The 15723-nt window shown below is 72.5% G+C and carries 15 protein-coding genes; 3 read left to right on the forward strand and 12 right to left on the reverse strand.

What is annotated here, in order from left to right; genetic code table 11:
- Positions 1–35: 35 nt before the first annotated feature.
- The 3 genes from HFP48_RS19770 to hemL are packed head-to-tail and all read right to left on the reverse strand — an operon-like array spanning position 36 to position 2673.
- A complete protein-coding gene (locus tag HFP48_RS19770; RefSeq protein WP_006935930.1) occupies positions 36–653 on the reverse strand; it encodes a TlpA disulfide reductase family protein in 618 nt (205 codons plus the stop codon).
- Positions 650–1300, reverse strand: a complete 651-nt coding sequence (locus HFP48_RS19775; protein ID WP_006935931.1) for a histidine phosphatase family protein — start codon at positions 1298–1300, stop codon at positions 650–652. The genes HFP48_RS19770 and HFP48_RS19775 overlap by 4 nt, the downstream gene beginning before the upstream one ends.
- A gap of 50 nt (positions 1301–1350) precedes the next feature.
- On the reverse strand, positions 1351–2673 hold the full coding sequence (gene hemL, locus HFP48_RS19780; protein WP_168579902.1) for a glutamate-1-semialdehyde 2,1-aminomutase: 1323 nt from the start codon (positions 2671–2673) through the stop codon (positions 1351–1353).
- A gap of 81 nt (positions 2674–2754) precedes the next feature.
- Between hemL and HFP48_RS19785 the strand changes: the two genes are divergently transcribed.
- Both HFP48_RS19785 and HFP48_RS19790 read left to right on the forward strand, forming a co-directional pair.
- Positions 2755–4326 carry an ATP-binding protein gene (locus tag HFP48_RS19785; protein WP_168579903.1) on the forward strand — a complete coding sequence of 524 codons (1572 nt, stop codon included), beginning with the start codon at positions 2755–2757 and terminating at the stop codon, positions 4324–4326.
- Between the two features lie 10 nt (positions 4327–4336).
- On the forward strand, positions 4337–6274 hold the full coding sequence (locus tag HFP48_RS19790) for an acyl-CoA dehydrogenase (RefSeq protein WP_168579904.1): 1938 nt from the start codon (positions 4337–4339) through the stop codon (positions 6272–6274).
- 22 nt (positions 6275–6296) lie between these two features.
- On the opposite strand, the gene HFP48_RS19795 is transcribed toward HFP48_RS19790, so the two are convergent.
- The 3 genes from HFP48_RS19795 to HFP48_RS19805 all read right to left on the reverse strand — a co-directional run bounded on the left by HFP48_RS19795 (position 6297) and on the right by HFP48_RS19805 (position 9814).
- Positions 6297–7142, reverse strand: a complete 846-nt coding sequence (locus tag HFP48_RS19795; protein ID WP_168579905.1) for a cyclase family protein — start codon at positions 7140–7142, stop codon at positions 6297–6299.
- A gap of 12 nt (positions 7143–7154) precedes the next feature.
- Entirely contained in the window at positions 7155–8300 is a 1146-nt protein-coding gene (locus tag HFP48_RS19800) for a PQQ-dependent sugar dehydrogenase (RefSeq protein WP_168579906.1), read from the reverse strand.
- Positions 8301–8371: 71 nt separating this feature from the next.
- Positions 8372–9814 carry an MFS transporter gene (locus HFP48_RS19805; RefSeq protein ID WP_050035618.1) on the reverse strand — a complete coding sequence of 481 codons (1443 nt, stop codon included), beginning with the start codon at positions 9812–9814 and terminating at the stop codon, positions 8372–8374.
- Positions 9815–9872: 58 nt separating this feature from the next.
- On the opposite strand from HFP48_RS19805, the gene soxR reads away from it, so the two are divergent.
- Positions 9873–10328, forward strand: coding sequence for a redox-sensitive transcriptional activator SoxR (soxR, locus tag HFP48_RS19810; protein WP_006935946.1), 456 nt, complete (start codon positions 9873–9875; stop codon positions 10326–10328).
- Here soxR and HFP48_RS19815 read toward each other — a convergent pair.
- The 6 genes from HFP48_RS19815 to HFP48_RS19840 all read right to left on the reverse strand — a co-directional run bounded on the left by HFP48_RS19815 (position 10325) and on the right by HFP48_RS19840 (position 15677).
- Complete coding sequence (locus HFP48_RS19815; protein ID WP_168579907.1) at positions 10325–11479, reverse strand: PQQ-dependent sugar dehydrogenase; 1155 nt, start codon at positions 11477–11479, stop codon at positions 10325–10327. The genes soxR and HFP48_RS19815 overlap by 4 nt on opposite strands.
- Positions 11480–11501: 22 nt before the next feature.
- A complete protein-coding gene (locus HFP48_RS19820; RefSeq protein ID WP_003937563.1) occupies positions 11502–11786 on the reverse strand; it encodes a metal-sensitive transcriptional regulator in 285 nt (94 codons plus the stop codon).
- A gap of 25 nt (positions 11787–11811) precedes the next feature.
- Complete coding sequence (locus tag HFP48_RS19825) at positions 11812–12297, reverse strand: hypothetical protein (RefSeq protein ID WP_168579908.1); 486 nt, start codon at positions 12295–12297, stop codon at positions 11812–11814.
- A gap of 204 nt (positions 12298–12501) precedes the next feature.
- The gene (locus HFP48_RS19830) at positions 12502–12981 is read right to left on the reverse strand and encodes a hypothetical protein (RefSeq protein ID WP_006935953.1); all 480 of its coding nucleotides are present in this window, start codon (positions 12979–12981) and stop codon (positions 12502–12504) included.
- Positions 12982–13061: 80 nt separating this feature from the next.
- On the reverse strand, positions 13062–14039 hold the full coding sequence (gene hemB / locus HFP48_RS19835; protein ID WP_168579909.1) for a porphobilinogen synthase: 978 nt from the start codon (positions 14037–14039) through the stop codon (positions 13062–13064).
- 72 nt (positions 14040–14111) lie between these two features.
- Positions 14112–15677 (reverse strand): bifunctional uroporphyrinogen-III C-methyltransferase/uroporphyrinogen-III synthase, encoded by a 1566-nt coding sequence (locus HFP48_RS19840; protein ID WP_006935959.1) that lies wholly within the window; start codon positions 15675–15677, stop codon positions 14112–14114.
- Positions 15678–15723 lie beyond the last annotated feature (46 nt).

The following is a 15723-nucleotide window of genomic DNA, read 5'->3' on the forward strand; positions in this document are numbered from 1 at the left end:
GCCACTGCACCACCCATGTCACTGCACCACCCATGTCACTGCTCGGACGGACTTTCCGCGGCCACGCGCTCGACGACCGGCTGCAGATCGCTCGCGAGCAGTTCGGTCAGGAACACGGCGGCGACGCGGTGGTCACGGTCGAGGACGACCGTGGTCGGTACGACCGAGGTCGGGTAGTTCGCCCCCAGGGCGAGCAGCGAGCGCATCGACGGGTCGTAGATCGACGGGTAGCCCACCCGGTTGTCGACGACGAAATCCTGGGCCTTGTCGCGCTGGTTGTCGCGGACGTTGATGCCGAGGAACTGCACGCCCTGATCCTTGGTGGCCTCGTAGACCTGCTCGAGGTCGTCGGCCTCGCTGCGGCACGGGGCGCACCACTGGCCCCACACGTTGAGCACCACCACCTGGCCGGCGTAGTCGTCGAGCGAGAGGGTCTGCCCCTCGTTCATCAGGTCCTCACCCGACAGTGCACCGAGGGTGCCGCGGTCCGTGGGCGGGTCGTAGAAGATCCGGGTCTGGCCCCCGGGCGAGACGAAGTCGAAGGTGCCGCCGGTGGCGACGGCGTCGTCACCGGTGGCGCACGACGTGAGAGTGAGGCCGCAGGCCAGCGCCGCCGCCGCCAGCGCCGCCCGTCGCGTGGCCCGGCGCCTCATGCGCCGTGGACGGTCGGGTCCGAAGCCCCGGCCGGTTCGGAGTAGACGATGTCGACGAGGGTGTCGCCCTGGTACACCAGCGAGGTCAGCGATGCGAGGCTGCACTGACGGTGCTGCGGGTTGTGCCACAGCCGCTCGCCCTCGAGGAAGCGGCGCAGCGTCCACACCGGCAGCTGGTGGCTGACGCACACCGCCTCCCGGCCGACCGCGGCGATGCGGGCGGCGTTGACGGCGGCGAGCATGCGGTGCGCGATCTGCAGGTAGGGCTCTCCCCACGACGGGGTGAAGGGGTCGCGCAGCTTCCACCAGTGCCGCGGCCGGCTCAACGCCCCGTCGCCGACGGCGACCCGCAGGCCCTCGAACTGGTTGCCCGCCTCGATGAGGTTGTCGTCCGTCGCCACCGGCAGGCCGTGCTTGTCCGCGATCGGCTGGGCGGTCTGCTGGGCCCGCTCGAGCGGGGAGGCGACGATGTGCGCGACGTCGTGGTCGGCGAGCGCCGAGGCCACCGACCGGGCCTGTGCCTCCCCGGTCACGGACAGCCGGAAGCCGGGCAGACGGCCGTAGAGGATGCCGCTGGGGTTGTGCACCTCGCCGTGCCGGAGCACGTGCACGATGGTGCGGGACTCGGACGGGGCAGGTTCGGTCACGTGGGAATTCCTCGAGTGTGCGTCGGGTGTGGTGGCGTGGGAGGGCCCGCTCAGACGGTGGCGGCCGCCGCGGCCTTCGCTGCGTGCGGCAGTGCGTCGGCGATGCGGGAGAACGCGTCGTCGTCGAGCACGGAGGAGACGAACCACGTCTCGAACGCGCTCGGCGGGGCGTAGACGCCGTGGTCGAGCAGGGCGTGGAAGAACGCCGGGAACCGCCACGTCTGCGCGGCCTTGGCCTGCGCGTAGTCGGTCACCGGATCCTCGGTGAAGAAGACGCTGAGCATCGTGCCGGCGAACTGGACCCGGTGCGCGACGCCCTCGGCCGTGAGTGCCTCGCCGATCATCCGTCCGAGGGTGGTGGCGTTCCGGTCGAGCGCGGCGTAGGCGGCGCTGTCGGCGGCGCGCAGGCTGGCCAGCCCGGCGGCGACGGCGACCGGATTACCCGACAGGGTGCCGGCCTGGTAGACGGGCCCCGCCGGCGCGAGGTGGGCCATGACGTCGGCGCGGCCGCCGAACGCGGCCGCGGGCAGGCCGCCGCTCATCACCTTGCCGAACGTCATGAGGTCGCCGGCGACACCGTCGATGCCGTACCAGCCGGCCGGTCCCGCCCGGAACCCGGTCATCACCTCGTCCATGATCAGCAGCGCGCCGTGCTCGCGGGTCAGCTCGCGCAGGCCGGCGTTGAAGCCCGGCAGCGGCGGGACGGTGCCCATGTTGCCGGCGGCGGCCTCGGTGATCACCGCGGCGATCTTCCCCGGGTTGGCCGCGAACGCCGCGCGCACCGCCTCGAGGTCGTTGTACGGCACGACGATGGTGTCCTCGGCCTGCGCACCGGTCACACCCGGCGACGTCGGCAGCCCGAAGGTGGCGACGCCGGAGCCGGCGTCGGCGAGCAGGGCGTCGACGTGACCGTGATAACAGCCCGCAAATTTGACGATCTTGGTTCGGCCGGTGAATCCGCGTGCCAGCCGCACTGCGCTCATCGTCGCCTCGGTGCCCGAGTTGACGAGCCGGACCTGCTCGACGGGCTCGATGCGCCCCACGATCTCCTCGGCGAGTTCCACCTCACCGGCCGTCGGCGCGCCGAACGACAGGCCCGTCGTGGCGGCGCTGCACACCGCGTCGACGACCGCCGGGTGCGCGTGGCCGAGGATCATCGGCCCCCACGAACACACCAGGTCGACATAGGAATTGCCGTCCACGTCGGTCAGCGTGTAGCCCGAGGCGGACGCGACGAAGCGCGGGGTCCCGCCGACCGATCCGAATGCGCGGACCGGAGAGTTCACACCCCCGGGAATCACCTTCGACGCCCGGTCGAACAGTGCGGTGGAAACGGAGTCGCGGGCGCGAGATGCATCGGGGGTCGCAGTCACGACCTCCAGTGTCCCAGTTTCGCGGGATTTACCAAAAGGCGTGGACCCTGCAACGGCGGTCGTTCCGGTAGGAATGTGACCATGGTCTCGTTCGACGACGTCCGGATCGCCCTCGCGGACCGCTTCCGGGTGGTCACCGCCGCGTTGTCCGCCGACGGCCGTGAGGTACTTCTCACCGGACCGGTGGACGTCGGTGTCGACGTCGGCGGGTTCGCGGTCGTCGAACTCGACGACGGGCGCCGCCTCGCCGTGCAGGTCCGCAGCGTGCGCATCGTCGAACGCGAGGGCGCCGACGTCGACGTCACCGTCGACGAACCGGGTCTGCCGGTGCGGTCGGTGCGGGGCCGGGCGATGGTGCGGACGCTGGCGGGTTCCGCGACCGTCCTGGGGGTGTTCGGCGACGGCCGGTTCGTCGCCACGCCGGAGACGGAGCCGTTTCCCGAGCGGCATGTGCGTCCGGCCACCGAGGCCGAGACCGCGACGATCGCCGCCGCGCTCGCCGGCACCCTCGACGTGGGCACCATGCTGCACGCCCCGGCGGTGCCGGCGCGGCTGCACCCGGCGGGCTTCGCCCGGCACACCTTCATGTGCGGCCAGTCCGGCTCCGGCAAGACGTACACGACCGGCGCGGTCCTCGAACGGCTGCTCGCCGCGACGACCCTGCCGATCGTGGTGCTCGACCCCAACTCCGACCACGTGCAGCTCGGCCGGCTGCGGGATCCGGGGGACGACTCCCCCGCCGCGCGCCGGCATCGCGAGGCCGCGACCGGAGTGCGGGTGGTACGGGCCCGCGGCGCCGACTCCGACCACCTGCTGTGCCTGGATCTCAGCGACCTTCCCCTCGTCGCGCAGGCGCTGCTGCTGCGCCTGGACCCCGTGCACGACCTCGACGAGTACTCGGCGTTGCGCCGCGTCACCGCCTCCCTCGCCGTCCCCTACTCGGTCGCGGACGTGCGGTCCGCGGCGGCGGCCGACCCCGCGACCGCGCGTCTCGCGACCCGCATCGACAACCTGGGGATCGCGGCGTGGGAGCTGTGGCGCCGGGGGGACGAACGCTCGGCCGCCGAACTCGACATGACGGCGGGCCGGTGCTTCGTGATCGATCTCGGCAGCCTGAACTCCCCCGGCGAGCGGGCCGCGGTGGCGCTCGGCCTGCTGGGCCGGCTGTGGATGCTGCGGCGGCGCCGCCTGCCGATGCTCCTGGTGGTGGACGAGGCGCACAACATCCTGCCGGCGGCCACGGCGGACCCGTTGTCGTCGAGCACCGCGGATCTGGGGGTGCTCATCGCCGGCGAGGGCCGCAAGTTCGGGCTGCACCTGTTCGTCGCCACGCAGCGCCCCGGGAAGGTGCATCCGAACGTCGTGTCCCAGTGCGACAACCTGTTGCTGATGCGCATGAACGGCAGCACCGACATCGAGGAGCTCGCACACCTGTTCTCGCACGTCCCGCCGGCGATGCTGCACCGCGCCACGACGTTCGGGCTGGGCCAGGCCCTCTTCGCGGGACCGATCGCTCCGACCCCCCTGCTGGCCCGCGTCGGGACGCGGGTCAGTCCGGAAGGCGGGCGCGCGGACGTCCCGACGGACTGGGCGCATCCTGCAGCCGATACCGGCGTTCTCACATACCCACACGAGGGGCCCGAATCGTCCTAGTGTCGAGTCCATGACGACCACAGCTGAGCACATCCGCATCACCCTGGACGGCGCGTGGCGGCAGGCGCGCGAGCGGGCCCGCGCGGATCTGGACCGGCCCGAGTTCGCCCCGCACTACACGCCGGACCTGGACGCGGCCCGGGCGATCACGCTGAAGCAGATGCGGATGCTCGCCGAATCCGGCTATGCCCGGGCGGGCTTCTCCAAGGCGGTGGGCGGGGGCGGCGACGCCGGTGGTGCGGTGGCGTCGATCGAGATGCTCGCCATGTCGGACCTGTCGCTGATGGTCAAGGCCGGGGTGCAGTGGGGCCTGTTCGGCGGCGCGATCGAGAATCTCGGCACGACCCGTCACCACGAGCGCTACCTCGGCCCGCTCATCGACCTCGATCTGCTCGGCTGCTTCGCGATGACCGAGACCGGTCACGGCTCCGACGTCCAGTCGCTCGAGACGACGGCGTCGTACGACCCGGGCACCGAGGAGTTCGTGATCCACTCCCCCACCCCGTCCTCACGCAAGGACTACATCGGCGGCGCGGCGCAGCACGCGACGGTCGCCGCGGTGTTCGCGCAACTGATCACCGGGGGCAAGTCCCAGGGCGTGCACTGCTTCGTCGTGCCGATCCGCGACGAGAACGGCGACGACCTGCCCGGCGTCACCACCTCCGACTGCGGCCACAAGGGCGGCCTGCCGGGCGTGGACAACGGGCGGATCATGTTCGACCACGTGCGGATCCCGCGGGAGAGCCTGCTCAACCGGTACGCCGACGTCGAGCCCGACGGGACCTACGTCTCGGCGATCGAGAACCCGAACCGCCGCTTCTTCACCATGGTGGGCACGCTCGTGCGGGGCCGGGTCACCGTCGGCGGCTCGGCGGGTGCCGCGGCCCGCGTCGCGCTGTCGATCGCGACGCGGTACGCGTTGCAGCGCCGCCAATTCAGCGCCCCGGGCGACGAGAACGAGGTGCTGCTGATGGACTACCTGGTGCATCAGCGCCGCCTGCTGCCGCTCATCGCGAGGTCGTACGCGCTGACCTTCGCGCAGAACGAGCTGGTCTCGACCATGGACCGGATCCAGACCACGCCCGTCGACGACGTCGACCCCCAGGAGCAGCGTGAGCTCGAGAGCCGCGCCGCCGGACTGAAGGTCGCCAACACCGCCCACGCGACGCGCGCCATCCAGGAGTGCCGCGAGGCCTGCGGCGGCGCCGGATACATGGCCGAGAACCGGCTGACGGCGTTGAAGGCGGACACCGACGTGTTCACCACCTTCGAGGGCGACAACCACGTGCTGACCCAGCTCGTCGCCAAGGAACTGCTCACCGCCTACGCGGACGAGGTCCGCGGGATGAGCCCGGTGGAGTGGATGAAGTTCGCCGCCGTCACGGTGTCGGACATCGTCAAGAAGCGCACCGCCGCGCAGCAGATCCTCCAGACCCTCGTCGACACCCGGAAGGACAACGAGGAGGACGGCAGCCTCTTCGACCGGGGCACGCAGATGGCGATGTTCGAGTCCCGGGAGCAGTACCTGCTCTCGACGGCGGCGCGGCGGCTGCAGGCCGCGTCGAAGCGCGAGGAGAACATGTTCGACGCGTTCAACTTCGTGCAGGACCACGTGCTGCACGCCGCGCAGGCCCACATCGACCGGGTCGTGCTCGAGGCGTTCGTCGCGGGCATCGACTCGTGTCCCGACGAGGCGGGCCGCGAGCTGCTGTCGGACCTGTGCGACCTGTACGCGCTGAGTGTCATCGACGAGGACAAGGCCTGGTACATGGAGCACCGGCAGCTGTCGGTGGAGCGGGCGAAGGCCGTGTCACGCGGCATCAACGAACGCTGCCGGACCCTGCGCCCGCACGTGACGACGCTCGTCGAGGGTCTCGGCGTGCCGGAGCACCTGCTGGGGTCGGCGATGCTCGACGGTCCGGGCACGGACGCCGGTCGCCTCGGCTGACCCGCCGGGCCGGGTGCGCGGATCAGACCAGTGCCAGCACCCGGCACGGTCCGCCGGTGCCGCCGACGTGCTTGGGCGCGCCGACGACGACGGTCGCGCCGCGCGGCGGCACGGCCGCGAGGTTCGCCATCGCCTCGATGCCGTAGCGGCCCGCGCCGAGCAGCTCCACGTGGGCGCCGAAGTCGCTGCTGCTCGCCCGGTCGAGGCTGAGGGTGTCGACGCCGAGCCCCACGACGTTCCGTTCGTGCACGAGCATCCGCACGGCGTCGCGGTCGAATCCCGGCGCGTGCGGGATGCGCAGCGCGTCGGCGTTGACGAAGCGGGCGGGGTCGGCGAGGCGGGCCTCCCAGCCCGAGTGCATCGCGACGAACGCGCCCGGCGGGATCGGGCCGTGCTGCTGTTCCCAGGCCCGCACGTCGGCGACGGTGACCACGGAGTCGTCGTCCTGCGCGGCCTTGCCGGCGATGTCGACGACGGCGAGCGGGGCCACGAAGTCGCGCACCGGCAGCGCCTCGACGGTGGCGCCGCCGCGCACGATGTGGGCCGGGGCATCGAGATGGGTGCCGGTGTGCTCCCACAGCGACATCTCGTTGACGGCGAACCGCCCGGTGTCGAGCGTTGCGACGGGACGCATCGTGAACTGCTCGTTGCCGGGCCAGACCGGGAACTGCGGGGTCAGCGTGTGGGTCAGGTCGATCACCGCGTCGGCCCGCACGGGGGTGGTGTTCCCGCCGGCCCGTGCGGCGGGCGTCGCGGCGAGGCCCGCGGCGGTCACGCCCACTGCGGCGAGGAAGGACCGGCGGCCGAATCGGCTTCGGCTGTCCTGGATCTCGCGATACACCCGGTCGAGCACCGTCGGTGAGCACATCGTCTCGCCCTCTCAGTCGGCGGCAGGTTCCACCAGCAGGACGCGGTCGCCGCTTCCGTTGTCCGTCGTGACGAGCAGTGCCCCGTCGGGCCGCGCGGTCACCGACCGCAGCCGGCCGAATCGGCCCTCGAGCGCGGTCGCGGTCTCGTCCACCGCGCGGCCGTCGGCGGTGAGTTCGAGGAACAGCAGCTTCTCCTGCTGTTGGCTCGTGATCACCAGTGCGCCGTCCCACCCGTTCCAGCCGGCACCGGCGACGAACGTGCCGCCGGGAGTCGCGAGGGTGGGGGCGCCGGAACTCCACACGGCCCCGATCGCCCCCGGAACGCGGGCCGGGTCGGTCATGGGCACCGACTCGTCGTAGACGAACGGGAAGCGGTCGGGCCGGTAGCCGTAGTTGCCACCCGGCAGCAGCAGATTCACCTCGTCGTCGCGGCCGGTGCCCTGCTCGACCGCATAGAGTTCGCCGGTGCCGGGACGCTGCGCCAGTCCCTGCACGTTGCGGTGGCCGAGAGTGAACACCGGGCTGTTCGGATCGGGGGTGCCCGCCGCGGGAGTGCCGTCGGGATCGATGTGGAGCACCTTGCCGCCCAGGCTGTTCCGGTCCTGAGGAACCTGGGGGTGGGCGGTGTCACCCGTGCCGACGTACAGCGATCCGTCGGGGTGGGCGAGCAGCCGGCAGCCGCCGTGACGGCCGCCCTGTCCGGCCGGAATGCCGGCGAGCACGGTGGCACCACGGGTCAATTCCGTCCATCCGGCATCGACCGTCCACGACTGCACGCGGATGTCGGTGCCGTCCGGGCCGCGATGACCCTGGCAGCTGTAGAGGGTCCGGCTCGTCCCGAAATCGGGCGCCAGCGCCAGTCCCATCAGACCGGTCTCGCCCTCGGCGTACAGGTCGGACAGGTCGGCGCGCACGTCGCGGACGTCACCGTCCGGGCCACGGGCCACGAAGCGGCCCCTGCGTTCTCCGGTGAGGATCGTCCCGTCCGGCGCGGCGACGACGTCCCAGGGCTTGCTCAGCCCCTCCATCAGCGGCGTCACGGTCAGCGCCGGCAGCGCGCCCGCCTCGGGTGGCGCCGCGTGGGCGCTCGGCGCCCCTGCCGCGAGCACGCCCGCTGCGATCGCCGCCGCGCACCTCCCCGGGATTCGCACGCGCATCTCCTCCTCGCCGGATCCCGGCGATGTTACGGAAGGCGATGCGCCGGACGGCGACGACACGCGCGGCGGCGTCAGATTCGTTCGGGTTCCGCTGCGGAGGAGTCCGCCGGGACCGACCGGAGCCGGTGCGCGCGGGCCGGAACCGCGCGGCGCGCGGCGAGCACGCCGAGCACCGCCACGGCCGCGAACCCGAACAGCAGGAGCCGCGCCGAGCGCACGTCGGACGGTTGTCCCGCGTTGACGAGGACCCCGGCCAGTGCTGCGCCGAACGCGTTCGCGATCAACTGGACGGTGTTGATCGCGGCGGACGCCCTGCCGCTTTCGCGCGGGTCGGCGACGGCGTTCATCGCGCCGACCGCGAGGTGCGGCCACGCGATGCCGATGCCCGCGCCCGCGACGACCAGTCCCGTGACCCACGCCGCGACCGCAGCCGGTCCGGCCTCGTCACGCACGACGGTCGCCATGAGCGCGAGACCGAGGCCGACGAGCACCGGAGCGCTCACCACGATGCGGTGCACGGTCCGTGGCGCGGACGCCGAGGCGCTCGGGATCTCGCCGAGCGTCCACCCCACCGCGAGCGCGGCGCCGAGGAAGCCGGCGGCCAGCGGCGCGAGGCCGGCGAGGCGCTGCCCGAACAACGGGACGAACGTCTCGGCGGTCGAGGCGACCGCCAGCACTGCGATCGTCAGGTACACCCAGCGCAGCCGGGCGGTGGTGAACGTCGCCGCGGGCAGGATGCCGTGCGGGCTGCGGCGGTCGACGGCGACGAACGCGACCACGGCAGCGGACGCGACCGCGATGAGGGTGATCGTGGGCGCACTGCCGGTCACGACGGCGGCCACGCTGACCGCCAGGGCCGCGGCGGTGAGCAGGGCGAGCGAACCGAGCGGAATCCTGCCGGCATCCCGCGATCCGCGGGCGTGCGCCGGCAGGGTGAAGGGCACCGCGGCGGCGACCGCGAGCGTGCAGACCACTAGCGCGCCGAACGCCCATCGCCAGGCGTGGAACTGGGCGAACACGCCGCCGACGGCGGGTCCCGCAAAGGTCCCCACGCCCCACATCGCCGATACGAGCGCCGCGCCGCGGCTCCAGAGGCGTTCGGGCAGTGCACTGTTCAGAACGGCGTAGCCGAGCCCGGCGAGCAGGCCGCCGCCGAGTCCCTGGACCGCCCGGCCCGCCAGCAGCGTCTCCATGGACGGGGCGAGCGCACACACGAGGGTGCCGGCCGCGAAGGTCCCGAGCGCCACGAGGTAGGCGCCCCGGGGTCCGCGGGCGGCGAGGAGGCGGGCCACGGCCGTCGAGGAGATCACCGACGCGATGAGGAACACCGTCGCCGTCCACGCGTAGTAGGCGTGGCCGCCGATCTCCTCGACCGCGGTCGGCAGCAGGCTCGTGGTGAGGTACACGTTGGTGGCGTAGAGGGCAACTCCGCCGGCGAGAACCGATGCTGTACCGAGGTATTCGCGGCCGAGAAGTTCCGACCAGGAGCCGGCGCGAGTCGTGGATCCGTGCATGCCGGTGACTGTAGAGTCTCGAGTGCACTTGAGATCAAGCGCGGGGAACGGAGTCGTGATGAGCCGCACGAGCGAAGAACTGCTGGCGATCGGTGAGGTCTCCCGGCGCACGGGCGCCGCCGTGTCTGCGATTCGCTACTACGAGTCGCTGGGACTTGTGACGGCACACCGCACCGCAGGCGGCACGCGCCGCTTCCCCCGGCACACGATCCGGCGCATCTCGATCATCCAGCTGGCGACCCGGTTCGGCATTCCGCTCGCCGAGGTGGCCGAGGTGTTCTCGGCGCTGCCGGCCGACAGGCCCCCGACCCGACGGGACTGGATGCGCATCTCGCGGGCATGGCACGAGCGCCTCGAGGAACGCAAGCAGGCGATCGACCGGATGCAGCGCGAACTGGCGGGGTGCATCGGCTGCGGCTGCCTGTCACTGCAGGCGTGCACCCTGTTCAATCCGGGCGATCGGCTGGGCGAGGACGGCGCGGGCGCGCGGCGCGTCGACCCAGGGCCACGCTAGACGGGGGCGACCTGCAGAATCTTGTCGCCGGAGCCGTTGTCGGTGGTGACGAGGAGCGAGCCGTCGGGCAGCGGGGTGAGCGACCGCAGGCGGCCGTACTCCCCCTCGAGCAGCGTCGCCGACTCGGTGACGCTGCGGCCGTCGCCGGACAGGCGCAGCAGCAGGAGCTTCTCGTCCTGCTGGCTGCTGACGACGAGCGCACCGGACCACGGGCCCCACGCCGGCCCGGCCGCGAACGCCAGCCCCGGGGTGGCGATGGTGGGCGAGCCGGAACTCCACACCGCCGGGATCGCGCCGGGCACGCGCTCGGGATCGGTCATCGGCACCGATTCGTCGTACGTGCCGGGTTCGCGGTCGGGACGCCAGCCGTAGTTGCCGCCCGGCACGAGCAGGTTGACCTCGTCGTCGCGGCTGCTGCCCTGCTCCACCGAGTAGAGCCGGCCGGTGCCGGGCTGCAGCGCCAGCCCCTGCACGTTGCGGTGGCCGAGGGTGAACACGACGCTGCCCGGATCCGGGTTGCCGGGCGCCGGCGACCCGTCGGGGTTCAGGTGCAGCACCTTGCCGCCGAGGCCGGCCGGATCCTGCGGCGCCGTCGGGCGGGTGGCGTCGCCCGTGCCGATGTACAGGGTGCCGTCGGGGTGCGCGAGGATCCGGCAGCCGCCGTGGCGCCCGCCGCGGGCGACGGGCAGGCCCTCGACGACGGTGCGCTGCCGCGTCATCGTGGTCCAGCCGGGATCGACGGTCCAGGCGTAGACGCGGACGTCGTCGGGGTCGCGGTGCCCCTGGCACGCGTAGACGGTGCGGCTGGACTCGAAGTCGTGGCCGAGCGCCACGCCCATGAGCCCGGTCTCCCCCACCGCGTACAGGTCCGGCAGGTCGGCGCGCAGTTCCTCGACGCGCCCGTCGGGCCGCCGGACGACGAACCGGCCCGACCGTTCCCCGGTCAGCAGCGTCCCGTCGGGGGCCTGCACCACGTCCCACGGATGGTCGAGACCGTCGACGACGGTGGTGACGGTGACCCGCGGCGCGGCCGGCGACTCGGGGACCGCGCTCGGCGTACCCGAGAGCACCGTCCGCGCGGGCTCCTCCGGCGCACACGCCGTCAGGACGCACGCCAGCCCCGCAGCGCACAGTCCGTGGGCGATCCGCATGCCGATCGGGCTCCTCGGGCGATCAGGGTTTGAGAACGAGGCGGGCGATCGCGTCCGAGGCCTCCTGGATCTTCGCGTCGGCCTCCGGTCCGCCCTGCCGGGCGGCGTCGACGACGCAGCCGGCCAGGTGCGCGTCCAGCAGCTTGAGCGAGACCGTCTGCAGGGCCTTGGTGACGGCGGAAACCTGGGTCAGGACGTCGATGCAGTAGCGGTCGTCCTCGATCATCCGGGCAATGCCCGCAACCTGTCCCTCGATCCGGCGCAGGCGCTTGAGCAGGTCCTCCTGGTGCGGGGTGTATCCGGCCATACCCGCATCGTACCCCTAGGGGGTATTAAAGCAAGGGTGGATCGGCGCGCTCGGCCAGCACCGTCCCGAGTTCGGACCGCAGCCGCTCGTGGTCCCTGGCCCAGGCCCGCACCAGGGCGCCGCCGCGCAACCGCAGGCCGACGGCCGTGCGACCCCGCGGCACGTTCGACAGCTCCCCCAGCGGCCGGGCCGTCTCCCAGCGCTCGGGTTCGCGGGCCCGGGGATCGGCCGCCGGCAGCACCGCGTCGATCTCCTCGAGCGGCAGCTCCTCGGTGCCGAGGCGCAGCGTCGCCGCGGTCAGCTCCACGCTCACGTGCCGCCGGGCCGCGACGACCGTCACGTACGCGAAACCGCTGAGGACGAGAGCGATCACCGGCAGGGAGACCCAGTGGACCACCGGCCCGGTCAGCAGCTCCACCGCGAGCACGACGACGCAGAGCACCGGGCCGAGCGCCACGGTGCGCCAACGCGCACCGGGCTCGTGGAATCGGGGCTCGGCCGGCTCGCTCACGTCGCGATCAGGCGCTGAGCATGCCCGGAACGACGACCAGCACCAGGGTCACCACACCCAGGACGGCGATGAGGCCGATCAGAACCAGCTCACGACGACGACCGTAGGGCCGGGGCTCCACCTGCATGAAAGTCCTCTTCGCTCGTCGGGAACGACCGCGCGGGCCGTGGGTCGTCAGACACCGTACTCCGCGCGCCCGGGGGGTCAGCTCGGGGGCAACCGAAGGAAGTACAGGTTCGGCTCGCGGCGGTGCATGAGCACGATCGCCCCGACCGAGCACACACCCTGCAGGATGCTCACGAGGCCGATCACGAGTCCGGCCCCACCGCCCAGCGCACCGACGCCGAACACCGTGGGGAGCGCCGTGAAGGTCAGGAAGACGCCGATCATCGTGAGCAGCATGCGCGCCCAGTTCCGGCCGCGGCGCATCGCGAAGACCACCAGCAGGAACAGGCCGGTGAAGGCCAGGCCCAGGACGGCGGTGATCCCGAAACCCAACGGCAGCAACGATTCCACCGATTCCCGGGGCATCTCCACCGGGGGCGTCTGCCGCGCCAGCTCGGCCGTCATCTGGTCGACGAACTCGTCCCTGCGCTCCCACATCAGCGCCACGCTCGCACCGAGGTACACCAGGCCCAGGACCGCGACCGCACACCACAGCTGGAACGCGGTCTCCACGTCCACGGGGGTGGGGCGCCGCTCCCCCGGCGCCGTCCCGGGCGGCGTGGCCGGCGGCCCGGGCCACTGCGACGGTTCGGGCGTGCTCACGCGAGCCGGCCCGCGACCTCGGCCGCCCAGTAGGTGAGCACGATGTCGGCGCCGGCGCGGCGGATACTCGTCAGCGACTCCAGTATTGCCGCGTCCCGGTCGATCCAGCCGTTCTGCGCGGCGGCGGTGATCATCGCGTACTCGCCGGAGATCTGATACGCCGCGACGGGCACGTCCGAGCGGTCCGCGACCTCGCGCAGCACGTCGAGGTACGACATCGCGGGCTTGACCATCACCAGGTCGGCGCCCTCGGCGAGATCGAGATCGACTTCGCGCAGCGCCTCCCGACGGTTCGCCGGATCCTGCTGGTAGGTGCGCCGATCGCCCTCGAGCGAGGAACCCACCGCGTCGCGGAACGGCCCGTAGAACGCCGACGCGTACTTCGCGGAGTACGCGATCTGCCCCACGTCCTGATGCCCCGCGGCGTCGAGCGCCGCCCGGATCGACGCGACCTGGCCGTCCATCATCCCGCTCGGCCCGAGCAGGTGCGCGCCCGCCTCGGCCTGCGCGACGGCCATCTCCGCGTACCGCTCGAGCGTCGCGTCGTTGTCCACCTCACCCGAAGCGCCCAGGACGCCACAGTGACCGTGGTCGGTGAACTCGTCGAGGCACGTGTCGGCCATCAGGACCGTCGCGTCGCCGAGTTCGGCGCGCAGGTCGCGCAGCGCGCGGTTGAGCACGCCCTCCGGGTCGGTGCCGCCGGATCCGCGGGCGTCCTTGTCCTCGGCCCGCGGCACGCCGAAGAGCATCAGCCCGCCGACACCGGCCTCGACCGCGGCGGTCGCCGCGGCCGGCAGCGAGTCGGGGGTGTGCTGGTACACGCAGGGCATCGAGGGAATCTCGCGCGGCGCGTCGAGCCCGTCGGCGACGAACATCGGCAGCACCAGATGCCGCGGCTCGAGGGAGGTTTCGGCGACCAGCCGGCGCATGGCCGGGGTGGTGCGCAGCCTGCGGGGACGGACATCGGGATACATCGGCGGACTCACCTTCCATGCAAGCCGTGCGCGGTTTCGGTAGCGGCAGCCACCGGAACCGCGCACGGTGGGTCAGCGGCGGGCGCGGGACTTCTTGCGGGGCGGCGGCAGCGCGCCCTCGGCCCGCAGCCGGGCGGCGTGCTCGGCGAGCGCCTCCACCAGGGGACCGATCTGGGCGGTCTCCGGCTGCACGTCCACCCGCAGGCCGAACTCGATCGCGGTCTCCGCGGTCTTCGGCCCGATGCACGCGACGATGGTGCGCGCGTGCGGCTTACCGGCGATACCCACGAGGTTGCGGACCGTCGAGGACGAGGTGAAGCACACCGCGTCGAACCCACCGGTCTTGATCATCTCGCGGGTCTCGGCCGGCGGCGGCGCTGCCCGCACCGTGCGGTAGGCCGTCACGTCGTCGATCTCCCAGCCCCGCTCGCGCAGGCCCTCGGCGAGGGTCTCGGTGGCGATGTCGGCGCGCGGCAGCAGCACCCGGTTGACCGGGTCGAAAACGTCGTCGTACGGGGCGAACTCGGCCAGCAGGCCCTCGCTGGACTGCTCACCGGAGGGCACCAGCTCGGGGGTGATCCCGAACGAGCGCACCTTGTCCGCCGTCGCCTGCCCGACACACGCGATCTTCACGCCCGAGAAGGCGCGGGCGTCGAGGCCGAACGCCTCGAACTTCTCCCACACCGCGCGCACCGCGTTGGTGGAGGTGAACACCACCCACTGGTAGCGGCCGTCCACGAGACCCTTGACGGCCCTCTCCATCTGGGCCGGGCTGCGGGGCGGCTCGACGGCGATGGTCGGCACCTCGATCGGGATGGCGCCGTGCGCGACGAGCCGCTCGCTCATCTCCCCGGCCTGCTCCTTGGTGCGCGGCACCAGCACCGTCCAGCCGTACAGCGCGCGGGACTCCCACCACGAGAGCTTGCCGCGCTGCGAGACGATCTTGCCGACGGTGACGATGAGCGGCCCCACCAACTCGGAGCCGGCATCGTTGAGCGTGGCGAGGGTGGCCTCGACGGTGCGCTGTTGACGGGTCGTGCCCCGGACGGTGATCGCCGCGGGGGTCTGCGGCGCCAGCCCGTGCTCGACGAGGGCGCTGGCGGTCTCCGCGAGGTGACCGGACGTGGCGTGCAGCACCAGCGGGCCGGGCGCGGCGGCGAGCGCCGCCCAGTCCACCTCGCCGCGCACGTCGACCTCGGTGTGGCACGAGCCCAGGGCCATGCCCGCGTAGCTCGGCACGGCCGAGCCGGGGGTCAGGCCCGGCAGGACCTCGAACACCACCTGGGTGCGGGCGACGGCGTTGACCTCGGCGATCACCGAGTCGGTGGTCAGCGGATCACCGGCGACGAGGCGCACGACGTCGTGGCCGTTCTTCGCCTCCGCGACGAGGGTCTTGGCGACCTCGGTGGGCTCGCCCAGCGCGGGACGCACCTCGGCGACGGGCTCCCCGGTCTCCGGGTCCCGGCCGGCGGTGGTACCGACGAGCGCGACCACCCCCTTGTCGACGTCGGGGTCGGTGAAGGCGATCGTCGCGCCCGCGAGCACGTCGCGGGCTCGCACGGTCAGCAGAGCCGGGTCGCCCGGCCCAGCTCCCACGAACAGGATCCGTCCGGGATTGTGCTTACGGACTCGGCTCATCGGTCATTCTCCAGTGCGGTCAAATCTGCGGTAAGGGGAAACCTGG

This window comes from Rhodococcus sp. DMU1, assembly GCF_012272955.1.
Lineage (GTDB): Bacteria > Actinomycetota > Actinomycetes > Mycobacteriales > Mycobacteriaceae > Rhodococcus > Rhodococcus aetherivorans.

Excerpts from the sequence above, each read along its gene's own strand:
- HFP48_RS19785 (WP_168579903.1), top strand. The coding sequence starts at position 2,755 with ATGGTCTCGTTCGACGACGTCCGGATCGCCCTCGCGGACCGCTTCCGG.
- HFP48_RS19795 (WP_168579905.1), bottom strand. The coding sequence starts at position 7,142 with ATGTGCTCACCGACGGTGCTCGACCGGGTGTATCGCGAGATCCAGGAC.
- HFP48_RS19805 (WP_050035618.1), bottom strand. The coding sequence starts at position 9,814 with ATGCACGGATCCACGACTCGCGCCGGCTCCTGGTCGGAACTTCTCGGC.
- hemB (WP_168579909.1), bottom strand. The coding sequence starts at position 14,039 with ATGTATCCCGATGTCCGTCCCCGCAGGCTGCGCACCACCCCGGCCATG.
- HFP48_RS19840 (WP_006935959.1), bottom strand. The coding sequence starts at position 15,677 with ATGAGCCGAGTCCGTAAGCACAATCCCGGACGGATCCTGTTCGTGGGA.
- HFP48_RS19770 (WP_006935930.1), bottom strand. The coding sequence starts at position 653 with ATGAGGCGCCGGGCCACGCGACGGGCGGCGCTGGCGGCGGCGGCGCTG.
- HFP48_RS19790 (WP_168579904.1), top strand. The coding sequence starts at position 4,337 with ATGACGACCACAGCTGAGCACATCCGCATCACCCTGGACGGCGCGTGG.
- HFP48_RS19815 (WP_168579907.1), bottom strand. The coding sequence starts at position 11,479 with ATGCGGATCGCCCACGGACTGTGCGCTGCGGGGCTGGCGTGCGTCCTG.
- HFP48_RS19820 (WP_003937563.1), bottom strand. The coding sequence starts at position 11,786 with ATGGCCGGATACACCCCGCACCAGGAGGACCTGCTCAAGCGCCTGCGC.
- soxR (WP_006935946.1), top strand. The coding sequence starts at position 9,873 with ATGAGCCGCACGAGCGAAGAACTGCTGGCGATCGGTGAGGTCTCCCGG.
- HFP48_RS19800 (WP_168579906.1), bottom strand. The coding sequence starts at position 8,300 with ATGCGCGTGCGAATCCCGGGGAGGTGCGCGGCGGCGATCGCAGCGGGC.